This is a genomic window from Enterobacter cloacae complex sp. P2B (assembly GCF_014895985.1).
In the GTDB taxonomy this organism is placed as follows: domain Bacteria; phylum Pseudomonadota; class Gammaproteobacteria; order Enterobacterales; family Enterobacteriaceae; genus Enterobacter; species Enterobacter bugandensis.
Window position 1 is genome coordinate 291,279 of the sequence record NZ_JADBQQ010000011.1, and the last position, 26,000, is coordinate 317,278.

General features: G+C 54.1%; 23 protein-coding genes and 1 pseudogene. 5 read left to right on the forward strand and 19 right to left on the reverse strand.

From position 1 onward, the window contains the following. The first annotated feature begins 234 nt into the window (after window positions 1–234). Window positions 235–1,047, forward strand: coding sequence for a LysR family transcriptional regulator (locus tag IM313_RS11485; protein WP_192971153.1), 813 nt, complete (start codon window positions 235–237; stop codon window positions 1,045–1,047). 301 nt (window positions 1,048–1,348) lie between these two features. Here IM313_RS11485 and IM313_RS11490 read toward each other — a convergent pair whose 3' ends face one another. Further along, window positions 1,349–2,965: an ABC transporter substrate-binding protein gene (locus IM313_RS11490; RefSeq protein ID WP_192971154.1), complete on the reverse strand. Its 1,617-nt coding sequence runs from the start codon at window positions 2,963–2,965 to the stop codon at window positions 1,349–1,351. A gap of 185 nt (window positions 2,966–3,150) precedes the next feature. Here IM313_RS11490 and mpaA point away from each other — a divergent pair, with 185 nt between their 5' ends. Further along, window positions 3,151–3,864, forward strand: a complete 714-nt coding sequence (gene mpaA, locus IM313_RS11495; protein WP_047364989.1) for a murein tripeptide amidase MpaA — start codon at window positions 3,151–3,153, stop codon at window positions 3,862–3,864. On the opposite strand, the gene ycjG is transcribed toward mpaA, so the two are convergent. Then, a complete protein-coding gene (gene ycjG, locus IM313_RS11500; protein ID WP_192971155.1) occupies window positions 3,855–4,820 on the reverse strand; it encodes an L-Ala-D/L-Glu epimerase in 966 nt (321 codons plus the stop codon). The two genes, mpaA and ycjG, sit on opposite strands and share 10 nt — an antisense overlap. A 108-nt stretch (window positions 4,821–4,928) precedes the next feature. On the opposite strand from ycjG, the gene tpx reads away from it, so the two are divergent. Continuing rightward, window positions 4,929–5,435, forward strand: coding sequence for a thiol peroxidase (gene tpx, locus IM313_RS11505; protein ID WP_028013359.1), 507 nt, complete (start codon window positions 4,929–4,931; stop codon window positions 5,433–5,435). Between the two features lie 275 nt (window positions 5,436–5,710). Beyond that, window positions 5,711–6,919, forward strand: coding sequence for an aldose 1-epimerase family protein (locus IM313_RS11510; RefSeq protein ID WP_048959060.1), 1,209 nt, complete (start codon window positions 5,711–5,713; stop codon window positions 6,917–6,919). Window positions 6,920–6,952: 33 nt separating this feature from the next. On the opposite strand, the gene tyrR is transcribed toward IM313_RS11510, so the two are convergent. From tyrR to IM313_RS11525, 3 genes are all read right to left on the reverse strand, one after another. Further along, window positions 6,953–8,494, reverse strand: coding sequence for a transcriptional regulator TyrR (tyrR, locus tag IM313_RS11515; RefSeq protein WP_192971156.1), 1,542 nt, complete (start codon window positions 8,492–8,494; stop codon window positions 6,953–6,955). Between the two features lie 112 nt (window positions 8,495–8,606). Then, window positions 8,607–9,659 carry a YcjF family protein gene (locus IM313_RS11520; RefSeq protein WP_192971157.1) on the reverse strand — a complete coding sequence of 351 codons (1,053 nt, stop codon included), beginning with the start codon at window positions 9,657–9,659 and terminating at the stop codon, window positions 8,607–8,609. Further along, window positions 9,656–11,053 carry a YcjX family protein gene (locus IM313_RS11525; protein WP_045260646.1) on the reverse strand — a complete coding sequence of 466 codons (1,398 nt, stop codon included), beginning with the start codon at window positions 11,051–11,053 and terminating at the stop codon, window positions 9,656–9,658. Before IM313_RS11525 ends, IM313_RS11520 begins: the two co-directional genes overlap by 4 nt. Window positions 11,054–11,208: 155 nt before the next feature. Between IM313_RS11525 and IM313_RS11530 the strand changes: the two genes are divergently transcribed. Beyond that, complete coding sequence (locus IM313_RS11530; protein ID WP_028013364.1) at window positions 11,209–12,219, forward strand: LacI family DNA-binding transcriptional regulator; 1,011 nt, start codon at window positions 11,209–11,211, stop codon at window positions 12,217–12,219. A 33-nt stretch (window positions 12,220–12,252) separates the two neighbouring features. On the opposite strand, the gene IM313_RS11535 is transcribed toward IM313_RS11530, so the two are convergent. The 14 genes and pseudogenes from IM313_RS11535 to pspB form a co-directional block, all read right to left on the reverse strand. Further along, window positions 12,253–13,167, reverse strand: coding sequence for an OmpG family monomeric porin (locus IM313_RS11535; protein WP_192971158.1), 915 nt, complete (start codon window positions 13,165–13,167; stop codon window positions 12,253–12,255). Window positions 13,168–13,234: 67 nt separating this feature from the next. Then, a complete protein-coding gene (locus IM313_RS11540) occupies window positions 13,235–14,317 on the reverse strand; it encodes an ABC transporter ATP-binding protein (protein WP_041909689.1) in 1,083 nt (360 codons plus the stop codon). Window positions 14,318–14,330: 13 nt separating this feature from the next. Beyond that, on the reverse strand, window positions 14,331–14,996 hold the full coding sequence (gene pgmB / locus IM313_RS11545; protein WP_045260648.1) for a beta-phosphoglucomutase: 666 nt from the start codon (window positions 14,994–14,996) through the stop codon (window positions 14,331–14,333). Next, window positions 14,986–17,265: a glycoside hydrolase family 65 protein gene (locus tag IM313_RS11550; RefSeq protein ID WP_192971159.1), complete on the reverse strand. Its 2,280-nt coding sequence runs from the start codon at window positions 17,263–17,265 to the stop codon at window positions 14,986–14,988. The genes pgmB and IM313_RS11550 overlap by 11 nt, the downstream gene beginning before the upstream one ends. Further along, window positions 17,259–18,317: a Gfo/Idh/MocA family protein gene (locus IM313_RS11555; protein WP_192971160.1), complete on the reverse strand. Its 1,059-nt coding sequence runs from the start codon at window positions 18,315–18,317 to the stop codon at window positions 17,259–17,261. The genes IM313_RS11550 and IM313_RS11555 overlap by 7 nt, the downstream gene beginning before the upstream one ends. Window positions 18,318–18,328: 11 nt before the next feature. Then, window positions 18,329–19,117, reverse strand: coding sequence for a sugar phosphate isomerase/epimerase (locus tag IM313_RS11560; protein WP_192971161.1), 789 nt, complete (start codon window positions 19,115–19,117; stop codon window positions 18,329–18,331). 17 nt (window positions 19,118–19,134) lie between these two features. After that, on the reverse strand, window positions 19,135–20,187 hold the full coding sequence (locus tag IM313_RS11565) for a zinc-binding alcohol dehydrogenase (protein WP_041909681.1): 1,053 nt from the start codon (window positions 20,185–20,187) through the stop codon (window positions 19,135–19,137). 29 nt (window positions 20,188–20,216) lie between these two features. Continuing rightward, window positions 20,217–21,059: pseudogene (locus IM313_RS11570) on the reverse strand (carbohydrate ABC transporter permease). After that, window positions 21,046–21,927 (reverse strand): carbohydrate ABC transporter permease, encoded by an 882-nt coding sequence (locus IM313_RS11575; RefSeq protein ID WP_028013373.1) that lies wholly within the window; start codon window positions 21,925–21,927, stop codon window positions 21,046–21,048. Before IM313_RS11575 ends, IM313_RS11570 begins: the two are co-directional and overlap by 14 nt. Window positions 21,928–21,949: 22 nt before the next feature. Continuing rightward, window positions 21,950–23,242, reverse strand: a complete 1,293-nt coding sequence (locus IM313_RS11580; protein WP_041909679.1) for an ABC transporter substrate-binding protein — start codon at window positions 23,240–23,242, stop codon at window positions 21,950–21,952. A gap of 13 nt (window positions 23,243–23,255) precedes the next feature. Then, entirely contained in the window at window positions 23,256–24,953 is a 1,698-nt protein-coding gene (locus IM313_RS11585; protein WP_028013375.1) for a sugar phosphorylase, read from the reverse strand. A gap of 184 nt (window positions 24,954–25,137) precedes the next feature. Then, window positions 25,138–25,362, reverse strand: a complete 225-nt coding sequence (gene pspD, locus IM313_RS11590) for a phage shock protein PspD (protein ID WP_028013376.1) — start codon at window positions 25,360–25,362, stop codon at window positions 25,138–25,140. Window positions 25,363–25,374: 12 nt separating this feature from the next. Continuing rightward, a complete protein-coding gene (pspC, locus tag IM313_RS11595; protein WP_049001098.1) occupies window positions 25,375–25,734 on the reverse strand; it encodes an envelope stress response membrane protein PspC in 360 nt (119 codons plus the stop codon). After that, a complete protein-coding gene (gene pspB / locus IM313_RS11600) occupies window positions 25,734–25,958 on the reverse strand; it encodes an envelope stress response membrane protein PspB (RefSeq protein WP_028013378.1) in 225 nt (74 codons plus the stop codon). Before pspB ends, pspC begins: the two co-directional genes overlap by 1 nt. Window positions 25,959–26,000 lie beyond the last annotated feature (42 nt).

Genomic DNA, 26,000 nt, shown 5'->3' on the forward strand with positions numbered 1-26,000 from the left:
ACAATCAGGGATAACAAATAGGGTTTGGCCAAGGCCAGAGAAAGTTGACGTATTGTACCAATGAAAAGAGTTCCTTTGGCATTTTTTCCTCCGGAGCATCGAGACAGATGTAAAAATGAACTATGCGAATAACTCGCATTTTGCCGGTCAGTACGCTACTTTTACATCTACAATGATATAGTAACCAAAAGAAACTAAATTCACAGAATCTCACGCACCAAAGGACACCCCGCCATGCGTCTGAGACAACTGCGCCATTTTATAGTCGTCGCGGAAGAGAAAAGCATCAGTCGGGCAGCAGCACGCCTTTGCATTGAGCCCTCACCACTTTCACATTCAATCATAAAGCTTGAAGAACAGTTAGGAATGACGTTATTTCACAGAAACGGCGCATTACGTCTGACCCGTGCCGGAGAATCCTTTGCCCTTGAAGTTAGTAAGATGCTCCATGCTTTTGAAGAAGCCAAAACCCAGGCGCTGGCAATTGCTAATGGTTATGGCGACGTTCTGCATATCGGACTCGCCGATGGACTGACTCATCCCGTACTCATTAATCTGTTGCGTTTGTGCCGGGAACAGACACCAGATATCAGCATCGATATCATGGAAGCCAATACGCCACATCTGGTTCAGGAGCTCCTCGGCAATAATCTGGATGCCCTTTTCACTCTACATCCGGATACCCCTGCGGGCTGTCTGAGGCGACTGGCGTGGCGCGATCGCCCCTGTGTACTCCTTCCCTCCGGACATCCCCTTGTTGGATGTTGCCAGGTAAACCCAGAATTACTACAGTCATATCCGCTGATTTTGCATCATCCTGCGTGGTGCCCCGGCCCCTACACATTGCTTAATCGCTGGCTGGATGGCTTATCAGGTCCCCATCAGATTGCTGGCTATGCCGCCACGCTCGAGTCCCTGTTTTCGATGGTTTCCGCAGGTTACGGCATCGGGTTTGCGTTACAAACACGCGCTGAGCAGTTTCAAATCAAAAAATTAATCCTCCGCCCGCTGGATACCACCAGCCACGTCCCGGTCTGGTTTTACTGAGACGGAATAGTCCCGAACCTGCGGCACTTAAGCGATTTATTCATCTGGTGAGAAAAGCGCGCATCTGTGGTGCATAATGGAAATATTAATGTCTTGCAACGGATATTAATTACCGATAGTAGCGACATTCAGAGTATCAATCGCCTGATTTATATCGCAATGATATCCATTGTCCGCACAGCGACTTAATTCTGACATTTATTGTCCTTTCGGCTTCTTTATTTACCTGGCAATAATTTTTTCATCCGTATCTGTAATCGGGAGCGATGGTTACCTTGCGTTAACAGGCAACCGGTACTGATTAGTACCTTTCAATATATATCGTCCGGCTATATGCCACGTCTTCCGGGTTATTGATTGGGTAGCCCTTCACCCAAGGCTTAATCAGGCGACCGTTAGTGTACTGATAAATTGGCGCGATGGGCGCTTTCTCCATAAGGATTTTCTCCGCCATGTTGTAGTCCGCATTGCGCGCCTTCGCGGTGGTTTCCAGCGTCGCCTGCTGGACGATCTTATCGTAGGCAGGGTCATTAAAGCGGGAGATGTTGCCGCTGTGAGTGGAGGTCAGCAATGACAGGAACGTTGATGGCTCGTTGTAATCACCCACCCATGAGGCGCGGATCACATCAAAGTTGCCGGTGTTACGGCTATCAATGTAGGTTTTCCACTCCTGGTTTTGCAGTTTGACATCCACACCGAGATTTTTCTTCCACATGGAGGCCACCGCAATCGCGATTTTCTGGTGGTTTTCCGAAGTATTATACAGCAGGTTCAGCTTTAGCGGGCGCTGAGGACCGTATCCTGCAGCCTGCAGCAAGGTTTTGGCCTGGGCGTTCAGCTCCTGCTGCGACATCTGCTCAAACGGCGAGGCGTCCGGAGTGAACCCTGCCGTCACGTCTGGGGTGAAGTGCCAGGCGGGCTTCTCCCCCGTCCCTAACACCTTTTCTGCCATGATACGACGGTCGATGCTCATACTCAGCGCCAGACGAACCCGTGCATCCGCCGTCGGGCCTTTTTGGGTGTTAAAGGCATAGTAATACGTTCCCAACTGAGGCGGCGTATAAACCTGCCCCGGAATGTCCTTCATGAGCTTCTGATACATGTTTTTTGGGAACGATTCGGTAATATCAATATCCCCTGCCAGGTAGCGTTTGGTCGCCGACGATTCCTGATTAATCGGCACGAAGGTCACCTTCTGCAGTACCGTTTTGGCATTGTCCCAGTAGTGCGTATTGGGCACCACAACCAGTTTTTCATTCACCACGCGGTCCTTCAGAACGTAAGCCCCGTTCCCCACCAGCGCGCCCGGCCGCGTCCACTCTTTACCGCTTTCGACGTTAGCTTTTTGTACTGGATAAAAAGCAAAGTTCGCCGTCAGGTTGCTGAACCACGGCAGCGGTTTGTCCAGCTGAACGCGTAACGTTCTGGCGTCCACCGCCGTCACACCCAGCGTATCGGGCGCGGCTTTGCCGTCAATAATGGCCTGCGCGTTATTAATTCCCGCCAGCGCGGCAAACCAGGCAAACGGAGAGGTGGTTTTCGGGTCAACCAGACGCTGCCAGCTGTAGACAAAATCCTGGGCGGTGACAGGGGAGCCGTCGGACCATTTCGCGTCATCGCGTAAGGTAAACATCCAGACGCGGTTATCGTTGCTCTGCCAGCGTGTCGCCACGCCCGGCGTCAGCTCCCCTTTCTCATTCTGATTAACCAGGCCTTCAAAGAGATCGCGAATCACCTGAATCTCTGGCAACCCCACGGCTTTCGCCGGGTCCAGCGAAGCCGGCTCGTCTTTAATATGCCTGACCAGCTCTTGTTTTTGCGCCAGCGCAGTGCCCTGCGGCACGTCAGCTGCGAAAGAAAGTGAAGAGAGCCCGCACAGGCACAGTGCGGCAAAAAGACGCGAAACAGGATGCTTCATAAGATCCCCTTTAATGAATTCAGGTATTAAGCAGATGCGTAATTATTTGTTTCGACAAAGAGAAATGCAAATAACTTACGCCTGAATAGTGATTTAAGGCAATTCTTAGCCATTACGGAAACTATTTGATTAACAGCGGGTTTTGCACAACACTGCCAGTAGTGACTTCTTTATCAGGATTTCGTATGGCAACCACCCGACCAAGAGCGGAACGCGGCGCCTTTCCGCCGGGCGCTGAGCAATATGGCCGCTCCTTTTTAGGCGCATCGCTGATCTGGTTCCCCGCCCCCGACGCAGACCGCGAAAGCGGCTTGATTCTTGCCGGCACGCACGGGGATGAAAACTCCTCCATCGTGACGCTTTCATGTGCGCTGCGGACGCTGACGCCGTCATTACGGCGTCATCACGTGATTCTGGCGGTTAACCCGGACGGCTGCCAGCTGGGTCTTCGCGCCAATGCGCGAGGCGTTGACTTAAACCGTAATTTTCCGGCAGCAAACTGGCGCGCAGGGGAAACGGTGTATCGCTGGAACAGCTCCGCCGAGGAGCGTGATGTGGTTCTGCTAACGGGAGATAAGCCGGGCTCAGAGCCGGAAACCCAGGCGCTGTGCCAGCTAATCCATAAGATCCATCCCGCGTGGGTGGTCTCCTTCCACGATCCGCTGGCCTGTATTGAAGATCCGCGTCACTCCGAGCTTGGCGCGTGGCTGGCAGACGCTTTCGCTCTGCCGCTCGTGACCAGCGTGGGCTATGAAACGCCAGGCTCGTTCGGTAGCTGGTGCGCCGATTTGAGCCTGCCCTGCATAACCGCTGAATTCCCGCCGATCTCCTCCGACGAGGCCAGCGAAAAATACTTAAAAGCCATGGTGGATCTTTTACGCTGGCAGCCTCAGAGATGAAGCACGCCGCTGGTAAAATGGAGCGCGGGAGAGACGTCAACCGCCAGCCACGTCGGGCCGTCCAGATCGGCGAAACGGACCTGATTGACCAGCGGTAGCGCCGCGCCGATTGCCCGGGACGTACAGAGCATACAGCCCAGCATCAGTGAAAAACCTTGCGCCCGGGCTTCTGCCGCCAGGGCCAGCGCCTCTGTCAGCCCGCCGGTCTTGTCGAGCTTAATATTAATCATCTCGTAGCGGCCCTGCAGCTCGCTCAAGCTCGCGCGGGTGTGACAGCTTTCATCCGCACAAACGGGCAACGGATGGATAAAGTTCTTCAGCGCCACGTCATCTTTTGCTGGCAGAGGCTGCTCCAGCATGGCTACCCCCAGGTCGGCCAGCAGCTGACAGCGGGCGGCCAGCCCTTCAGGATGCCATGATTCATTGGCATCAACAATCAGCGTGGCTGAGGGTACCGCCGCGCGAATGGCGACCATCCGCTCGCTAATCAGACGATCGTCGAGCTTCACCTTCAGCAGCCGGGCCCCGGCGTCATAAAGCGCTTTGGCGCTGGCGGCCATCTGTTCCGGCTCGCCAATCACTACCGTTTGCGCGGTAGCCACCGATTCCGGCAGCGCCACGCCCAGCAATGCTGTCAGGGGTTGCTGCTGTTTCGCCGCCTCGAGACTCCAGAGTGCACTATCAATGGCGTTACGTGCGGCCCCGGCGGGCAAACGCTGCTGTAATGCCTCGCGCGTGAGCCCGGTTTGCAGGTCTGGCACCAGCGTCATGATATGCGCCATCACTGACGCGAGGCTTTCACCATAGCGCGGGTAAGGCGTGCACTCCCCTACGCCTTTAAAACCGTCCTCTTCGATTTCAACGACCACCACGCTGGCTTCGCTTCGGCTGCCGCGGGAGATCACAAACGGGGTATGCAATGGCCAGGCTTCTTCATAGACCTTAACACTTCTCATCACTGACTCCTTGCAGCCCGGAAAGGCGAAAAAATTTGGTTTGCCGTGTTATCCGCGGATGACATACACTAGCCCCGACGTTAACTATATGTAAACAGGAAGATATCTATGTCACAACTCGTTCATTTCCAGGGCAACCCGGTTGCTGTTGCAGGTTCCATTCCGCAGGCTGGCAGCAAAGCGCAGGCTTTTACTCTGGTGGCTAAAGATCTGTCTGACGTCACACTGGCTCAGTTTGCGGGCAAACGCAAAGTGCTGAACATTTTCCCGAGCATTGATACCGGTGTTTGCGCCGCATCCGTGCGTAAGTTCAACCAGCTGGCAACTGAAATGGACAACACCGTTGTGCTGTGCATTTCTGCTGACCTGCCGTTCGCCCAGTCTCGCTTCTGCGGTGCTGAAGGCCTGAGCAACGTTATCACCCTCTCCACCCTGCGCAGCCCGGATTTCCTCGAAAACTACGGCGTCAGCATCGCCGAAGGCCCTCTGAAAGGCCTGGCAGCACGCGCGGTACTGGTTCTTGATGAAAACGACACTGTCATCTTCAGCGAACTGGTTAATGAAATCACTACCGAGCCGGATTACACCGCCGCGCTGGAAAAGCTGAAAGCATAATCATTACTTAGCATTCTATACCGCTTTTTTAAAACCTCGCTATGGCGGGGTTTTTTATTAATTACTCGCTGAATCGTTAAAGCAACAATGAGCTTGCGTCACAAAATTAACGCAATTAAGTTTCTGGAATTCAGCAAAATAGCGATCACACCCGCATATTGATCGTTAAACAACCCTGAATTTACCCTCAGTGAGGCGCATCACATTTCCCTTATCGCCAAAACATTAGATTTGCTTACGAAGTTAAATAATCGTTTCAGCAACAAGGGATAAATATGAAAATAAAACTGGCTTTAACGCTCCTTTCGGTACTGGTTTCGGGCCATGCCGCAGCAAAAACCTGGGTGCTGACAAGCGCTGAAAGCAGCGTGGAAAAAGGAAACTGGAAGATATCCAGCGATGAGCTGAAAATTAACGATCGAACGTTCAGCATTGAGCAAAAAGTGTTGCACGGAGGCAAGCAGGAAGGCAGTAAAGTGATCGTTATTAGCAGTAAAAACGGCCTGACCATCACCTTAAGCCCGACGCGCGGGATGAACCTTCTGCATGTGGAGGGCTTTGGCACCAGGCTGGGCTGGAACTCCCCCGTTAAAGAGGTCGTTAACCCGGCGTATATTAATCTGGAAAGCCGAAACGGACTTGGCTGGCTGGAAGGTTTCAACGAGATGATGGTCCGCTGTGGCTACGAATGGACGGGGCACCCGGTCACCGCTGACGGCCAGATTTACACCCTGCATGGCAAGGCGGGGAATACACCGGCATCCCAGGTGGAGGTAGAAATTGCGGATGCTGCCCCGCATGAAATTCGTATTCGCGGTCTCATCAAAGAAAGCACCTTTAAAAAAGCGGATCTGCAAACCATGACCGAACTGCGTTACGTTCCAGGAACCAACCAGTTCAGCCTGCATGACGTTCTGACGAACCATGCCGATTACCCTCATGACTATCAGATCATCTACCATAGCAACTTCGGGGCGCCTGTCCTCGAAGAAGGCGCGCGCTTCCTTGCCCCGGCGGCAAGCGTGAGCCCGTTCAATGATTACGCGAAAGCGGGCGTTAACGACTGGCAAACCTACGCCGGGCCGACAAAAGGCTTTGATGAGATGGTCTTTAACATCAAACCGCTTGCGGACAGCAATCATGAAACCCTCGCGGCGGTGGTGAATAAAGCCGGTGACAAAGGCGCGTCAATTCAGTTTGATACCCGCCAGCTGCCCGTGCTAACCCTGTGGAAAAACACCGATACGCCAAAACAGGGCTATGTCACGGGGATTGAGCCAGGCACCAGCTACGCCTACCCCGTCACCATTGAACGCGAGCAGAAGCGGGTTAAGCAGCTGCAACCAGGTGCCAGCGCTCAGTTTGACCTGACCTATACCCTGCTACACAGCGCGCAGCAGGTGAAGGACGTCGAAAGCAGGATTGCGTCGATTCAGGGCGAGACAAAAACAGAGATCGTGACCACGCCGCTGGCGAAGGAATAAGCATTAAAAAAGCCTCTTTACAGAGGCTTTTTGTTATTCGTCACCTTTCTTATGATTCAATCCATACTCACGTAGCTTATTCGCAATCGCGGTATGCGAGACGCCAAGCCGTTTTGCCAGTTTGCGGGTGCTGGGGTAGCTGCGGTACAGCTGCGTCAGCACGGAGCGCTCGAAGCGGCTGGTGATATCATCCAGCGAGCCTTCCATCGCTTCTTCGCCTACCGATACCGTTCCGGCGTCGTAATCCGGCAACAGGATATCTTGCGGGCGCAGTTCATACCCTTCCAGCTGGGTCAGCGCGCGATAAACGGCGTTTTTAAGCTGACGAATGTTGCCCGGCCAGCCGTATCGCATTAACACCGTGCCGAGATCTGCAGACAGTTTCGGACGCGGAACGCCCTGCTCGTCGGCAAAGCGGGCCACAAACAGCTCCGTTAGCGGCATGATGTCCTGCGGACAATCGCGCAGCGGTGGAATGTTCAGCGTCAGGACGTTGAGGCGGTAATAGAGATCTTCGCGGAAAATCCCCTTTTGCACCAGTTCCACCAGGTTCTTCTGGGTGGCGCAAATGACGCGCACGTCCACATGCACTTCGTGATCCTCACCGACGCGGCGGAAGGTGCCGTCGTTCAGGAAACGCAGCAGTTTAGCCTGCATACGCGGCGACATTTCGCCGATCTCGTCCAGCAGCACGGAGCCGCCGTTGGCCTGCTCGAAGAACCCTTTCTTGCCTTCCGGCGCGTGTCCAAACAGCTCGCTTTCGACGGCATCTTCTGGAATAGAGGCACAGTTAAGCGCCAGATACGGTTTAGCCGCACGCGGGCTTGCCAGATGCACGGCGTGCGCCAGCAGATCTTTCCCGGTGCCGGTATCGCCGGTAATCAGCAGCGGCGCGGTCAGGCTGGCAAGCTTGCGCGCCTGATCAACCACGTGGCGCATTTTCGGGCTGACGGCAATAATCTGGCTGAATGCGCCAACGTCCTGGCTGGAGAGGTTTTGCAGCTGGCGCCCCATGCGTAGAGTCGAGCGCAGCATGATCACCGCCCCGGTCAATACGCGACTATTTCCTTCTCCTTTCAGATAGACCGGTGTGATCTCCATCAGGAAATTCTGCCCGTTAATCACCACATGCTCGCTGTGCGTATTCTGCGGGTTGCTGTCCAGCCAGCGCTGGAAGTTAAAACCGGGAATCAGCTGCGCGGCGTGGTGGCTGCTGAGCTTCTCCTGGTTCTGCGCGAAAAGCTGGCAGCTCGCGTGGTTAACGCGCTCGACTTTACTTTTCAGATCCAAAGAGAGGAACGGTTCGGGCATCGCTTCAAGCAGCGCGCTCAGGGCGAGGTGCTCACGTTCGGAGGGCATCCAGGGGATGGTGCGTACATCCGTAACGCCAGCGATACGGCGGATTTCCGCCATCAGGCTGCTGAAGGTGTTAAATTCAATTTCGGCAAAATTGAGGTAAATTCGCCCGACAGGATCGATCTCAATGCCACGTAAATCAATGCTACGTAAAACAAGAAGATCGAGTAATTCGCGGGTAAGACCGAGACGGTCTTCACAGAAGACTTCAAGACGCATGGGAAATTCACCGTTTTAAGCCAATAACGTTAAAATGATATGTCAGAACTCGGTGAACCGGAAGATGGCTGTCAACAAATATTGACAGCCAGCACGATTAGTGAACAATGCCTCAAGGAGACGGTTTTTTATTGAGCGTCTCTTTCAGCTGACCGATCAATTCACGCCTGAAATCCCCCAGCCGCGGCTTATCGCCATCAATCCACGGCAGCGGACGGCACACCTCCATCGCTTTGATACCCAAACGCGCCGTCAGCAAGCCCGCGCCAATGCCCTGGGCTGCACGGGCTGAAAGACGCGCCGCCAGATCCTGCGACATCCAGTCCATTCCCACTTCGCGCACCAGCTCGCTCGCGCCCGCAAAGGCGATATTGAGCAGGACCAGTTTGAACAGCCTGAGCCGGCTGTAGTAACCCAGCTCTATGCCGTAAAGGTTCGCGATACGGTTGATGAGGCGCAGGTTACGCCAGGCGATAAAGGCCATATCCACCAGCGCCAGCGGGCTGACGGCAATCATCAGCGTGGATTCCGCCGCCGAGCGGCTAATCTCACGCCGCGCCTGGGCATCCAGCACCGGCTGAACCATATGGGAATAGAGCGTGACCACCTCCCGGTCGTTCTGGGTTTCATGGATGGCGGCGTACCAGCGCTGGAGCGCCGGATGCGACTGATCGATACCGGCCTGGCTGGCCAGTTTTTCACAGAAGGCGCGGCCTTTGCCAGTGCCGTGGCTGTGGAGGAGATCCCGCGCTTCATCGCGCTCGTGCGCACGCTGTCGCAAACGCCAGAGGCGGCGCCACTCGGTGGCAACCGACCCGACGCCCGCCCCCACGATGAGCGCGCCCGCGGCACATCCTCCCAGCGCAACCCAGTCCTGGGTTTGCCAGGCGTTCATCGCCCACTGCACGCCCTGCCCGACCACGCTGACGCCAAACAGCGCCAGACCAGCGGTGACCATCTTGCGCCACAGGCTGCGTTTAGGACGTAGAGCGGCTTCCACGACCGCCTCCGCCGGACCGTCTTCGACGGTGGGATCGTCCGGCAGCGCCGGGGCGAAGTTCTGCGCCTGCGCGCCGCTGAACGTCTGCGCCGTTTTAAAGGCGTCCTGACGCTCGGGCTCAAGCGTTCCGGTAAAGTCTATGCGCGGTTTTAAGGGTTCCGTCATCGCAGTTTATCTCCAATCAAAAACTCCAGCGCCGCATCCAGACGGATGTGCGGTAACGGCCGATCGACGCTCATGGTCTGAGGGCGGAAGGCTTCAAACTGGAAGCCCTGACTCTGCCAGAAGGCCTGACCCGGCAGCCGCGCGGGGACTTCGCCGGGATAGACGGTAAGCGGCTCGCCGTCACTGAGTCGATTCCCGCGTAATGCCGGTATTTTCTCGCCGTTAAGGTCAATCAGGCCGCTTTGGGTCGCCTGCACCGATGCGAGCCCAAGACAATCCATACTGATGCCTTCAAACGCGGCGTTTTGCCAGGCGTCCTGCACCAGCTGCTGCAGCAGAGAAACCATGTTGGCGTGCTGATCGACCGTAACGTGATCGGCTTTTGTGGCCGCAAACAGCAGCTTGTCGATCACCGGTGAGAACAGACGACGAAACAGCGTCCGCTGCCCATAGTGGAAACTCTGCATCAGCTGCGTCAGCGCGAGACGCATATCGTTAAATGCCTGCGGCCCGCTGTTGAGCGGCTGCAGGCAATCCACCAGCACAATCTGGCGGTCGAAACGTAAAAAGTGGTTTTTATAAAAACCTTTGACCACCTTTTCGCAGTAGTAATTGTAACGCTCGCGCAGCATGCCGGCATTCGTGTGTTTGTCGGCCTGTGCCAGCTTCGACTCGCCTGCGCCGTCCACATCCGGCCACGGGAAGAACTGCAGCGCGGGCGCGCCTGCTAAATCACCCGGCAAGACAAAACGGCCCGGCTGGATGAAGTGCAGCCCTTCCTGTTTGCACTGATGCAGATAGTCCGTCCAGGCTTCAGCAATGGTCGCCAGACGGTTTTCATCCGCAGGTGCCAGCGGATCAAGGCCCTCGCACAGCTGTCGCCATTTCGTTGACCACTCTGCGCGTTGCCCTTGCAACAAGCCCGTCATCTGGCGGGACCAGCTGAGGTAGTCCTGCGCCAGCATCGGCAGGTCGAGCAGCCATTCGCCGGGATAATCGACGATTTCCAGATACAGGGTTGAGGTATCCTTAAAGTGACGTATCAGCGATTCATTAGAACGAAAGCGCAGCGCAAGGCGAATTTCACTGACGCCTCGCGTTGGCGTCGGCCACGCGGGCGGATCGCCGTAAAGCTGCGCCAGCCCTTCGTCGTAGGTGAAACGCGGTATGCCAAAATCACGCTGAGGAACGCGCTTAACGCCCAGCAGACGCTCCTCGCGCACGGCGCTGAGCAACGGCAGCCGCGCGCCGGCGTGCAGATTCAGCAACTGGTTTACCATCGCGGTGATGAACGCCGTCTTACCGCTGCGGCTCAGGCCGGTGACGGCCAGACGCAGATGTCGATCAACGCCGCGGTTCACCAGAGAATTGAGTTCGTTCTTAAATCGCTTCATCGCCATCCTTCATTGCCCGGAAGCCAGGAATGTATGGCTTCAGAATACAATAAATGGGGGCAGATCGTTGATTATCAATTCTTATTTATTGCTATTGCCGTTTTCTCTCCAGTAAGATGAACGACATTGCTGTCAGTCCGGAGTGAGTAAGGTGTATGTCACCCACCATCTATGATATCGCACGGGTTGCGGGCGTATCGAAATCAACCGTTTCCCGCGTTCTGAATAAACAAACGAATATTTCCCCTGAAGCGCGAGACAAAGTGCTTAAGGCGATAGACGAATTAAATTATCAGCCCAACAAACTGGCCCGCGCCCTGACCTCTTCTGGCTTTGATGCCATTATGGTTATTTCGACCCGCTCGACCAAAACTACTGCCGGTAACCCTTTTTTCTCCGATGTTCTTCACGCCATTACGGCAAAAGCGGAAGAGGAAGGGTTTGACGTTATTTTACAAACCTCGAAAAGCAGTGAGGACGATCTGCAGAAGTGCGTGGGAAAAATAAAGCAGAAGATGATCAAAGGGATCATCATGCTGAGTTCACCCGCAAACGAATCTTTTTTCACCACGCTGGACGAATACGGTGTGCCCGTAGTGGTTATTGGAAAAGTAGAAGGAAAGTTCCAGAATATTTATTCTGTTGATACGGACAATTTTCACGACAGCGCTATTCTGGTCGATTCGTTTATTAAACATGGGCGAACAAAAATTGCCTGTCTGCATGCCCCGCTCGATTATCACGTTTCTATCGATCGCCTTGCGGGTTATAAATCCAGCCTTGAGAAGCAGGGTATCGACATAAACCCGGACTGGGTCATTGATGGCGGATATACCCATGAAAGCGCGCTCCAGGCAGCCTGCAAATTACTCTCGTCTGACAACCCGCCCAATGCCGTTTTTGCTACTGACAGTATGAAATTGTTGGGTCTTTATCGTGCAGCGGATGAGTTAAATTTGATGGTTCCCGAGCAGGTTGCTATGGCAGGCTACAGCGATCCGATGCTGTCTCTCGTTTTAACCCCTGCGCCAGGCGGGTTTGATATTCCGACGAGAAAGCTCGGCGAAGAGAGCTGCAACGTGTTGTTTAAGCGTATTGCGGGTAAACCTGCGCCGCATAAGATTTTGGTTGATACCCATTTTTCGGATGCGGCGTCCTTGCGCTAAAAACCAGGGGCAATCGCCCCTGGTAAATCATGATCAGAACGCGTAGTTCACGCCGACACCTGCGTAGTGGAAGCGATCGCTCTCACCTTCATCATGGTTTTCCCATTCGTAGGCATATTCCAGCGTCATGGATAAACCGTTGTTAAAATCATAGGCGTACAGCATACCCAGACGGTTGAAATCATGTCCTTCACGCGTCGGATCGTCCTGCCAGTCCCAGTTTGACCAGCGATCGAGTCCCAGACGGGTATAAGGCGTTAACGTCGTCTGGCCTAACGAAATCGGCAGGTAGGCACGAATTTCCTGGGTAGAAAACTCGCCGTTATTACGTGAGCTGTCCATATTGAAGCCGCGCTCTAAATAATAATTTACTTTCACAGAGAACGTTTCGTTGATGGTCCAGGTAAAACCGGTTTCGGTCTCGACGCGGCTGTCAGAATAACCGGTTTTATCCAGATCGTTGGCAAACTGATACATGGCAAACCAGCCGCCAAAGCGCCAGTCGTCGGTTAATTTAATATCCCAGTCAGGCTGAACTTTGTAACGCTGCATATTAGCGCTGCCGTCTTTGGCACCGTGTTCATTTTTAAAGTGATAACCATAATTGCGGAAGCCACCGGTCAGACCGAACGTAAAATCATCGGTGCCGATAAAGCGATAGCGCAATTCAAATTCCGGGCGATCGAAATAGGTGCCACGCGTCATGCTGCTATAATCAACCGGCCCTTCCTGATACATTGCCAGAGAGATTGTCCAGGCATCCCATGTTGCATTAAACCATACGGAGGGTTCATATAATCCATCTTTATCGTCGCTCTGACCTTCGACGTTTTCAATTTCATACATGGCACCGATATTAAACGCCCACTGCTTTGCGGGTTCTGTTGCTTGCGCGCAGCTAACCCCTGCGCACAGAACGAGCGCAGCACTTCTTAGTAGAGTACTCATTAAATATTCCCTTTATAATTAACAAACAAAAAAAACCGGAAATTTGCATTTCCGGCAAACACCTTTCTTATCTAATAGCCGCTTCGGTATCGGCGTCGAAGAAATGGCACTTATTCATATCGAACTGAATGCCGATAGTATCTCCGGCTACGTAGTCATTGGCCGCGCCTGCGCGGACAACCAGTTCATGTCCGCCCACGGTGGCATAAAGCATAAATTCGGCACCGGTAAGCTCAGCGACACTGACTTTCGCCGCGATATCTTCTCCGCTGCTCTGCAGGGTAAGAATGTCTTCCGGACGGATCCCGAAGACGACCGCTTTACGCTGGTAACCTTGCGCATTCAACTCGGCCAGCTTGTCCTCAGGGATCTCCAGACGCAGCGTTTCCGTTACGAAATAGCGATCGTCGATAGCGCCACGAATGAAGTTCATTGCCGGAGAGCCAATGAACCCTGCGACAAACATATTGGCCGGCTCGTTGTATACCTGCTTCGGCGCACCCACCTGCTGAATGATGCCGTCTTTCAGGATCACGATGCGGGTCGCCATCGTCATGGCTTCCGTCTGGTCGTGCGTAACATAGATCATGGTGGTGTTAAGCTTCTGGTGCAGCTTGCTGATTTCGGCACGCATCTGCACGCGAAGCTTGGCATCGAGGTTGGATAACGGCTCATCCATCAGGAAGACGCCCGCCTCGCGCACGATCGCCCTGCCCAGCGCCACGCGCTGGCGCTGACCACCCGATAAAGCGCCAGGTTTACGCTTCAGGTATTCGCGTAGCCCTAAAATCTGCGCCGCCCAGTTCACGCGTTCTTCAATCACCGCGGGCGCTATTTTTTGCATTTTCAGGCCAAACGCCATGTTGTCGTAGACCGTCATATGCGGATAAAGCGCATAGTTCTGGAATACCATCGCGATATCACGCGATTTGGCAGGCACGTCATTCATGCATACGCCGTCGATAATCAGTTCACCCGCGCTGATCTCCTCAAGACCGGCAATCATTCGCAGCGTCGTGGATTTACCGCAGCCCGACGGACCGACGAAAACAATAAACTCTTTGTCTTCAATTTCGAGGTTGAAATCCTTAACCACGTGGACCTGGTTATCATAGATTTTCTGAATATGTTTCAGAGAAAGTTGAGCCATAATTTATTCCTTATCAATACGCCCGGGACGCCCAGAATTCTGTCAGGCATTTCCAGGTCAGTTCCCGCGTTGAATGAAGTTGTAATCCCGCATGGTTAAGGCCAGGCCCAATCCCGACCGACAGCATTCCTGCGGCGTTGATTGCTTCAACACCCGCAGCGGCATCTTCAATGCCAATCGCCTCTGCAGGACGCACGTTCAGCCCCGCACAGGCCGCAAGGAAGATCTCCGGGTCCGGCTTTGAACGGCAAATGCGGGAAGCATCAGCGCAAAAATCGAAGGCCTGATGAATGCCCAGCGCGTGCAAAATCCCTGGGGCATTGAGCGATACGGACGCCAGCCCAATCTTGACCTTCGCGGCACGGATCTCCGCCAGCACGTCGCGGATTCCCGGCAGCAGAGAATCCTGCGTCAGTGATGCCAGCGACTGGACGTAAAGCGCATTTTTTTTCGTCGCAAGCGCCAGGCACTGCTCCTCACTAAACATCCCCTCTTTTCCGCCGTGCTTCAGAATGCGCTGGAGGGAATCCATGCGGCTTATTCCCTTGAGCTGTTCGTTAAACACTTCGTCGAAGGTAATGCCAATTTCCTCCGCCACGGCACGCCAGGCCAGAAAGTGAAGATGCGCGGTATCGGTGATCACACCGTCCAAATCGAATACAACAGCCTTAAGCGTCATGTTGCCCCTCCGTGGTAGCGGTCCCATTCACGGACGCAAGAAAATCCTTATACGCGAACACTTCTCGCTCCGGGATATGGAGCGTTTTGCCCCACAGCGTCAGCGTGGCAGGCGCCGTGGTTTCAATGGTTAACACCTCGTTTTCATACGTGAAGTGCATTGCTGCGTTCCGCCACCGCAGCGGGAAAGCGAGTTTCTGCCAGTGAGCAGGCAGTTTTGGCGCGAGATGCAGTTCCCCTTCAATGATTTGCAGGCCAGCAAATCCCTGAATTGCGCCAGACCAGATCGCACCGGTTGCCGCGGCATGAATGCCCTCATCGCTGCTGTGCGGATCCTCGCCCAAATCAATGGCGATGCCATCGCGCCAGAAGGCATAGGCCCCCTGCGTATCACCGCAGCGCGCGAGCACAATCCCGTGAATGGCCTTGCTCAGGGAGGAATCATGGATCGTGCGTGGCTCATAGAACGCCAGATTGGCGGCGCATTGCCGTGGCGTAAACCGTTCTGGCAGCAGGTAGTTAAGCATCACCACATCGGCCTGCTTAAGGATCTGCATCTCGTTCACTTCCGCGCGGGAATAATCGAGCAGAATCGTCTGCTTGCCCGCTTTGGCTTTGTAACGGCTCAGATCGATGGCCGGTTTTGCCATGAAGGTATCATCCTGCGGGATCACACCGTCTGCATCGGCCTCCGGTAGCCATAAGCGCGCCAGGAACTGCGCAGCATTCTCCGTAAAACGCTCATCTTCACGCCCAAACATCGCCATAAACTGGCGCGCGCAGGCAACGTTGTGCCAGGCCAGATAGTTGGTGTAAGCGTTGTTGTTCACGTGCTCGGTGTATTCGTCCGGTCCGATCACATCATGGATTTCCAGACGACCATTGACCTCCGTTGCGCGCCCCATCCAGAACAAAGCCGTTTCCATCAGCAGCGTCAGGCCTTCGTTACGCATAAAGGCGTCATCATGCGTCGCCTGCCAGTACGCAACGACGGCCCAGGCAATATCAGCCACGATGTGATGCTCAGCAAGTGCGGAAGCCACCTTCTGGCGTACCCCGGTGCGGATGTTGATTGCCGCGAACTCCGGCGTCTCTTCCTCACCGCTTGCGGCGCTTTCCCATGGGAACAACGCGCCCGGCCAGCCGTTACGACGGGCTTTTTCCCGTGCGCCAGCCAGATTAAGCCAGCGATAGCGCAGCAGGCTGCGGGCAACCTGCGGGCGGGTAAACAGATGGAAAGGCAGCAGGAAAATTTCGGTATCCCAGAAGACGTGGCCTTTATACCCCTCTCCCGTCAGCCCCTTCGCAGCGATACTGCTTCGCTCATCATGGGCAGGCGTCATCGTGGTCAGGTGCCAGACCGCATAATCCAGCGCCATCTGATCCTGTTGCTCCGTGGAAGTCACTTCCACACGGGCGTCGCGCCAGACCTCTTTCCAGGCATACGCAGAGCTCTCACGCAGCGCCTCGTAACCTCTTGCCGCACTGACTTTGAGATCGGCCAGCGCGTTACGCGCAAAAGACTCCTGTGACAGCGCTTTATCGCTGCGATGTGTCACCCAGACGATCTTTTCAAGCGTGACAGTGTCACCCTGAGCAATGGTCAGTGAATGATGTACGCTGAGACGCCGATTTTTGGCGGTGAAACAGCTGTCACTTTTCGAGGAGAGTTGGCAAAACGCCGAAACAACAACCTCCGACGCCCGGTCCTGCGTTTCATACACCCCCTGCATATAGTGCTGATCAAAGACCCTGACCGAGAGTTCATCCAGATGCTGTCTGCCGCTGTTCGTTTGCGTCGCATCAATGCCGGTTTTCAGCACGGCATGCGTGGCGGCATCAAGAGGCGTGATCGCGAGCTGCATAGCCACTAATGGCAACTGGTCCAGCGACACAAAACGACGACTCTCCAGCCGATAGCGCTTGCCGTCGGGCGAACGCCAGACAACGTTACGATGCAGTTCGCCGTTAGCGAAGGCCAGCTCGCGCTGCCACTCAAGAATTTCCCCAGCCAGGAGGGTGAAATTGACGCCGTCCAGCTCTACATCAATACCGGTGATATCCGGCAGATTGACCAGCTCGGTGGTCTCGTTGCGCCCCGCGCGATGATACAGCCCAGCGAGATACATGCCTCTGGTCTGCTGGGTGTACTCTTCTTCATGCGCAGCGCGAATGCCCATGTAGCCATTGCCGCATGCCATGATGGAGGCGTATTTATTCAGGCTGTGTGGACAAAAGCCCGGATCGGTTAATACAGAGACGTTCAGCATAGTGTTACGCTTTCCCCTGTTTCTGCGGATTCATAAAGCGCGCCAACAAGCTGCTGAATTACCAGTCCCTGTTCTGCATCGGCAATCATCACGGGCTCTCCCAGCACGTGACGTACGAAAGCATCCATGCTGCGCAGATGGCGCTGATCGTCCGCCTCTTCGCGCTGGGTAAGGGTTTCTAAAACACCGGCTTCGTCATTGTAGATGTGCGCCGGGAACAGCGTTGCACCCGCCTTTTCACCGCAGAAAGAGACGTTCATGATTGACTGCTCGCGAATGTTAAGCGCAAAGGAGGTGTCCAGACGCAAAATGCCGCCGTTGCAGAATTCAATCGTGCCAAACAGCGCATCTTCCACGGTAAATTGCGCAGGATCCCACTCGCCAAACTGACCGGTGCTTTTACGGTTTCCCAGCCTCTGGAAGCTGTGCGCAGTCACCCGTTTGACCGCCGGGAAACCCAGGACATACATTGCGGCGTCGAGCATATGAATGCCGATATCAATCAGCGGTCCACCGCCCTGTAGCGATTTGTTGGTAAAAACGCCCCACCCCGGCACACCGCAGCGACGCAGCGCCTGCGCTGAGGTAAAGTAAATTTCACCAAGCGTTCCGTTCATTACCGCATCGCGCAGGAGTTGGGTATCCAGGGCAAAGCGATGGTGAAAATCATAGGCCAGGACTTTTCCTGCCTTGCGCGCCGCGATGCGCATCTCATCAGCCTGCTGCGGCGTCATCGCCGGGGGCTTTTCACACATCACATGGCAACCCGCCTCGAGCGCCGCCATCACGTGTTCAAAATGGAACCGGTTGGGCGAACAGACGCTCACCACATCCGGTTTTACTGCCTGCAACATCTCGTGAGCGTCCTGCCATGCCGATGGAATAGCATAACGTTCCGCGAACGCCTGTGCCTGCTCAAGGCGGCTGTCCATGACAGCCACCATTTGAACATCACTGCGCGTGGCGTAATACGAGGCATGCACTTTGTCCGCGACCTGCCCGGCGCCAATAATGGCGACGCGCAGAGGCGAAGGTGTAGAAGCACTCATCACGCTCGTCATCCTTAGCATTCACGCAAATAAGTGAGAGAGTCCTGATAAGCCTTAGCCGGATCCTCGGCGCGAACACGGCATTCATACACCACGTATCCCTGATAGTTATCGGCACGCAGCTGACCGAACAGGCTGGCGAAATCGAGGCTGCCGCTGCCCGGCTGATAGCGGTGGTTATCTGCAATGTGAACATGACCCAGCAGATCGCGGTTCTGATGCAGCGCATCCGTCAGCGAGTCTTCTTCAATGTTCATGTGATAGAAATCACCGATGATCTGCACGTGCTTCAGGCCGTTCTCTTCGATATAACGACGCGCGTCTGCCAGGGTGTTGATCATATGATCCTGGTAGCGGTTCAGCGGCTCCAGGTAGACGGTGGTGCCGGTGCGCGCGGCCACCTCATCCAGCCAGCGCAGCGAGGCGCTTATGGCTTTGCGGTCACCGTCCAGGCTGCGTGGAGAGGTCATTGGCGGCAGACGGAAGGTAAACATGCCCCAGGCAGCAGGCACGATAATGCCCTTTCCGCCGACTTCCGCCAGCGCTTCCAGAATGCGTTCGATCTGCTGTAATCCGTTCAGACGGCGTTCTTCGATGAAATCACCGATCCAGCCATCGTACCCGCCACATGCTGTCGTCACCGGCAGGCCCGTGGCTTTGATTGCGGCTTTCACTTCGTCGAGATTTTCCACCAGCAGACGGCCGTCAATTTCGTAGCCATCAAAACCCATCGCTTTGATGTACTCGAATTTTTCCATGATGTTGGTCGGGAAAAAGGCCTGGTTTTGTGTTGCGATCTTCATGATTTGCTGTCCTTAGCTTAAAAAGTGACGCCCATTTTGATACTGAGTTCCGGATGCTGATCGACATACTTCATATAGCTTTCCGGGCTGGTGGTGAAGGTCACGACCGGGTCGATCAGATCTTCACAGTTCAGATAACCGTTCATCAGCAATTCCCAGCAGGTCTCTTCGATACGCTTGCGGCTCCAGCGCGGATAGTCCGGGTTCGGTTCACTGCAGGCGCGGGAGAAGACAATCTTCGCGTTGTTAAAGTGCGCTTCGCGGCCCAGGTTGAAGCCTGCCGCAAACGGTTTGGCGAAGGCCACGTAGGAGATGGTGCCGCCGTAGGCGAGCCCGCGCAGCGCGGACTGCAATGCATCTGCAAAGCCGCTGGTTTCTATGATCACGTCCGCGCCCTGCTTGCCGGTCAGCTTTTTAATTTCCAGACCGACATCGGTACCGATTGGATTCAGGCAGTGGTCCGCGCCGTGACGGCGAGCGATCTCACAGCGGTGTTCAATCGGATCAACGCCGATAACCACTGACGCACCGGCTTTTTTCGCCAGCTGAATCGCAATCTGTCCGATGGCTCCCAGACCGACCACGACAACAAAGTCACCCACACGGACGTTGGCATCTCGCACGCCGCTCATGGCGAACTGCGCCGGATCGTAGCAAACGGCATTCTTCCAGGACGCGCCCTGCGGCATTTTACGCAGCTTATAGTTGTTCACCGCGTTAACGATGACCGTCTCCTGCAGCGGGCCGTAGCAGCAGACGCTGTCGCCGATCTGGTATTCCGTTACGTCTGCACCGCATTCAATAATGTCGCCAACGATCATGTTGCCCAGCTGGAACTTGCCAAATTCGATACCGCGCGCAGCGCCCTCTTCACGCGGCGTGAACATCTGCCACTCTGCGTTGAACTCTTCATCAATAAACGGGCTTGCCGCGCGGAAATCCACGACTTCCGTTCCGTGCTTCGGGGCGCCAAAGCGGGCGCGAATTTTCACTTCATGTGCTTCCACAGCACGGTCTTCATACTCCACCAGCGCCGCCACGCGTGGCGCTGTCGCAACTAACTTCTTCATAACTTGCTCCTGATAAAAAATTGGCCGCCTTAGCCCTTGACGCCACCGGCGGTCAAACCACTTTTAATAAAACGTTCAGAGAGTGCGTACATGATGACCACCGGAAGCGCCGTCACCAGCGATGCCGCCATCATGCGACCCCAGATATAATCTGGCGTACTAAAGAGCGTGTTCAGCCCGACCGGCAGGGTAAAGTTGCTGGCGCTGGACAGGAAAATGGAGGCAAACAGGTAGTCGTTCCATGCCACCATGAAGCACTAAACAAACACCGACACGAGACCGGAAATGGCCAGCGGCACGGTAATGCGGAAGATGATTTGCAGGCGGTTCAGACCATCCATCATCGCGGCCTCTTCTATTTCGTCCGGAATGGTGTCGAAATAGCTGCGCAGCATGAATACCGCCGTAGGCAACGTCTGGGTCACCATGGTGATGATCAGCGCCAGTTCAGTGTCGTAAATGCCGAGCGCGGTGATGATTTTGAACAGCGGCACCACCAGCAGAATCCCGGAGAACATATAGACGGTGTAGAAGCTCGCGTTGATCGTCGCGCGTCCTTTAAAACGCAGCTTGGACAAGGCGTAAGCGCCCAGCGTGCCGAGAAACACCGCAATTACCGATGACGTCAGCGACACCACCATGCTGTTGCGGAAGTAATCCACGAACGGGAAAATTAGCGGGTTAAAGATGTCAACGTAATGCTGAAGCGTCCACGCTTGCGGCAGAATAGTCGGATTCAGCGATATGGCCTCTTTCGCGCTCTTGAATGACGTCATCAGCATCACGAAGAACGGGAACAGCGTGATAATCAGAAATACCGCCAGCCCCAGATAGAAACCAATACGGCCCAGTATGCGTTTATTTGTTGCCATTGAGGTTTACCCTTTTTCTGGTCAGCAGAATGACGGCGAAGATGATCACAAACAGCACAACAGAAATGGCGGCTGCTTTGCCCAGATCGTTGAATGCAAAGGCAGTTTTATAGAGATACACGCCCAGAATATCGACCTTCGTGGTCAGCAGATAAACATCCGCAAACATGTAGAACATCCAGATGGTTCGTAGCGTCACCACCGTTGCCAGTACAGGCATGATGGCGGGCAACGTGACGATACGGAAACGCTGCCAGGCGTTGGCTCCGTCCATCTCTGCCGCTTCATACAGCGATTTATCAATGGTCTGCAAAATTGCCAGGAATGAGATAAAGGCATACGGGAAGTAGCGCCAGATGGCGAACAGCACCACCAGCACGAAGCTGCTGCCAGGGTTGTCGAACCAGAGCGGCGCCTGGTCATACAGATGCAGCAGATCGACGCCCAGATAGTTCACAATGCCGTAGCCGTTGTTGAACATGTATTTCCAGGCAAATACCAGGGAAATAGAGGGTGTCACGTAGGATAAAATCACCAGCGAACGCGCCGTCTTCCGGAGACGAAACTCACGGTTAAAGAAGATGGCGACGGCAAGCCCCAGCCCGGTGCTGCCGAGCACGACCAGCGCCGTATACCAGAACGTCATCCACAGCGAGTGCCAGAACGCAGCATCCCCCAGAATGCGGATGTAGTTATCCAGGCCAACAAACACCGCATCAATACGCGGGTTAAGCGGCAGGCGTAAGAAACTGATTTCAATATTGGAAATCATTGGCCAGGCCACCAGGCCCCCCAGCAAAATCAGGCTGGGGGCCAACAGCAGCATGGCGAAAGGCATATCTGAACGACCAGAAAACAACGTCTTCATAATTTCCTTCCGCAGAGCGCTCCTATCGTTGTGAAATCAGGTCAGTCAGTCGCGTCTGGCTCTTGCTAAGCGTTGCGCTGAGATCTTGTTTACCCACGGTGACGTTATGCACCATGGAGCTGATAATGCCGGACCCTGTCACATCGCCCATGCGCGTGAAGTTTTTGTCGCCGACAGCACCAAACACCTGTACGTTCGGGAATTGGGCGATCAGTTCATAAGGCAGTTGCCCAAACGCTTTAATCACCTCGTTGTTTTTCCAGGTATCCGTTCCTACGACCAGCGTGTTCACCGGCAGCGCCGCGCCCGGCGACATCATGACCCAGTCGGTTGCGTTTTGAGCCTGCTCCATCCACGTCACAAACTTTTCAGCCGCTTGCGTTTCTTCTTCGGTTTGTCCGCTGGTGATCGTCAACGAGGTGACCATGCCATAAACGGCAGAGGACTTTTCTGTCGGGACAACGAAGCCAAGGTTGGCAGGATTACCATCCTGGAATACCGCCGGCAGGATGTAGGTGGAATAGACGGCCATCGGTGCAGAACCGTTCATGAAGGCATCTTTGATCTCCATGACGTCGTTCGAGCCCGGCATGGTGGTCGCGGCCAGCGCTTTATAGAACGCCAGCGCTTTCGCCATTTCAGGGGTGTCAATTTCAACGTTTCCGTTGGCATCAAAAACGTTCGCGCCGCCGGAAAGTGCAAACTGGGAGAACGCCTGCTCGGTCATGACGCTTTCCGCGGTGGGCAGCGCAATACCGTAATGTTTGTTGGCCGGGTCGTTAAGCTTCTGGCTGGCTTTCAGCAGCTGTTCCCAGTTATGCGGTTCCTGAATACCCGCAGCGGCAAGCACATCTTTGTGATACCAGATGCCGGACAGCCAGGCGCTCATCGGCACCCCTGTCCAGGCTGTGCCGTCTTCAGTACGCACAACGCGCAGGATCCCGTCATAGAAGGTCTTTTCGCCTACCGCTTCAATGGCTTCACCGATAGCCTTGCGATCCAGCAGTTGTTCCTTATCCATGACTTTCGCGTAATCATGGCTGACTTCAATCACTTCAGGCAGCGCGCCCGTTCTGGCGAGCGTAATCACTTTGGTGTTGTAGGCATCTTCTTCCACCGGCACCTGCTTCACCGTAATGCCGGGGTTTTCTTTCTCGAATTTTTCGATCAGTTTCGTAATAACCGCCTGGCGCTCCTGCTCTACTGACGAGTGCATGAACTCAATGGTCACGGCAGACGCTTTATCATCTTTACAGCCTGATAACAGGGCGCACGAAACCAGTGCTGATAACAGCACAATTTTGGGCATTTTCATTTTAGGGTCCTTTTTAGTTTTCTTTAATCCACATAACCTGCCATGGATTGAGGGTCAACTCTTTACCGCTAACAGCTTGTCCTGATAGTAATTCCATACCAGTAAGCGTGTCCCCATAAACGGTATGAACGTTATTACTAAAATTAAACAGGGCTGTAATTCTCTCACCGTTTTCAGCCACGCGAACAATTTTAAGAATTTGTTCATCCAGTGATTCAAAAAATGCCTGGGCATCAGGGTGAAACGCACTTTCCCCACGACGAATCGCAATAAACTCGCTTAAACGGGAATAAATTTTATGACGAATGCTATTTTTATTATTAAGTTCGAGATCAACCTGACCGGCAGTATATTTCTTGCGGTTTATCGCGCGGTTATAGCCGAGGCGCTCGACCCCTTCATAATCGTTACGGGAGCCAAGAATACTTTGAATATACACGGCAGGTACACCCGGGAAACTTAACAGCACCGCATGCGCCAGAATAAAGCGCGCAATGCGTTCATCATCTGAACTGTTTTGCGCGCTTAACGCGTCAAGATAGGTCACATTAATTTCGTAAGGACTGCGCGTACCGTCAGGATTATTTTTCCAGTTGACCAGCGCCCCTTCCTGCTGAAGTTTCTCAACCAGTGCGAGGATTTCTGATTCCGGCAGAATGCCGCGCAGTGGGTTCAGACCGATACCGTCATGAGACGCCAGGAAATTGAACCAGGTCGTTTTTGTTGAAGGCAGCGCCAGCGATCCCGCCCACTGACAGAGAGCGTTAACATCCTGACGGTGCACAGCATGCAGCACCAGCGGCGGCAAGGAGAACTGGTAGACCATCTGAGCTTCATTTTCACCGTCACCGAAATAAGAGATATTGTCCTTATGCGGAACGTTCGTCTCAGTAATGATCACGGTACCCGGCGCCACGGCCTCGGTAATAGCACGGAAAAGCTGGATAAGGCAGTGAGTCTGTTCCAGATGGATGCAGCTTGTTCCAGGGATCTTCCACATAAATCCGACGGCGTCCAGACGGATATAACGCGCCCCTTCCGCCAGGTAATGGAGCAGCACGTCAACCATTGCAATCAGCACCTGAGGCGAGGCGAAGTTGAGATCGATCTGGTCATCGCTGAAGGTGGTCCAAAGATGACGCACGCTGCCATCATGCAGCGTAAATGGCGTCAGCAACGGTAATGCGCGAGGACGCGTCACCGCAGATAAATCAGTTTCTGGATCGACAGCAATAAAGAAATCTTCGTAGCCAGGTTTCTGCGCAAGATAATTAGCAAACCATTCACTTTTTGCTGACATATGGTTGCAGACGAAATCAAACATTAAGCTGGCAGACTGTTTTAGATCAGCAACGTCTTGCCAGGTCCCGGTTTCAGGCGCAACGTTGTGGTAATCAATAACGGAAAATCCGTCATCAGAGGACCACGGATAAAAAGGTAAAAGGTGGACATGGGAAAACGTGCGAGCAAGCCACTCATTATAAAAGCGGGTAAATACCGGCAACGCTTTCTCCCCTTTCGCGGAGAACTGATCGGCGTAGGTGATCAGAACGACATCTTTTTCATCCCAGCCTGATTTACGCTTTTCTGTAATATCAACAGCAGCTTGTTCAAGCTTTGTTAATAACACTTTAAAATGTGCTTCAGAAAATGATTCACCGTAAATATGATTGATAAGTTTTTTAATTTTTGCGTTCACATTATTTTCCATGGTAGCGGTCCCACGAAGGGCAATCTACTCCCCTGAAAAATATCTGTCAACGAACCGGGAGGCTGAAAAACGCAATTACAAAGCAGCTCTGTGCAGTAATGTGAGCTGCCGCAAAGAAAGTGAGGGAAAGGGATGAAATGTCGTTAGCCCTTCCGGGGAGAGAAAGGGCTAACGCGAGCGTGAATTATCGGGATAAGTAGCGGCGTGACAGCCGCTTTGCCGCTTTTTGCAACAGAGGTTCAAGCGCCACGGCCAGCAACATTCTGACCGGCTTGCGGGCAACAGATTTGATCGCCCAGCCCGCCACACCTGCCGGGCCGTAACGTAACGCCGTCATCAGAACCAGTTTACCTGCGATTTTCAGGCCGGGTTTTACCTTCTGACCGGCCTGTTGCCAGTTTTTCTTCATGTATATTCTCTCTTAAAGCTGACGAAAACGACTTCTCAGCGTAAAGGTATCGGATGTGACATAGCGTTCCATTTCACGTAACCGCTTCTCCCCTTCAGCCAGCAGATCGTCAACCGCATTGAGAAGATCGTTACTGGTAGGCGCGCCTTCCGCAGCCAGTTCGCCTTCCGGCATCGGGTCAAGTACAAACGACAGCACGATGTAGGCCACGAAAGTGATAAACGCCAGGCCGAAAAATATCGACAGCACCGTGACCACACGAACCAGCTTTACCGGAACGTCGAGATAATGGGCCAGCCCGGCGCAAACGCCGCGCACCATGCCCTGCTGTGGAATTCGCCACAATTTTTTGTTCAGATTCAGTCCTGACATTAACGGTCCCTCCAGTTAGGATGTTCTGCATCCAGGATTGCTTCCAGCGCCTGAATGCGATCGCGCATCTTGTTAGCCTGGTCGGTAAGCTGCGCAAGACGTTGTTGTTCGCTCTGGGATAAATCGTTCCCTGAAGAACGGTTGCTGTAGTGCAGCCATAGCCAAATCGGCAAAACAAACAGCACGAAAATCGTCAGGGGAATGGCCAGGAAAAGCGCGCTCATGTGTACTCCTTGTCGTCGGATGCTTAGCGGCACGCTCAGGTG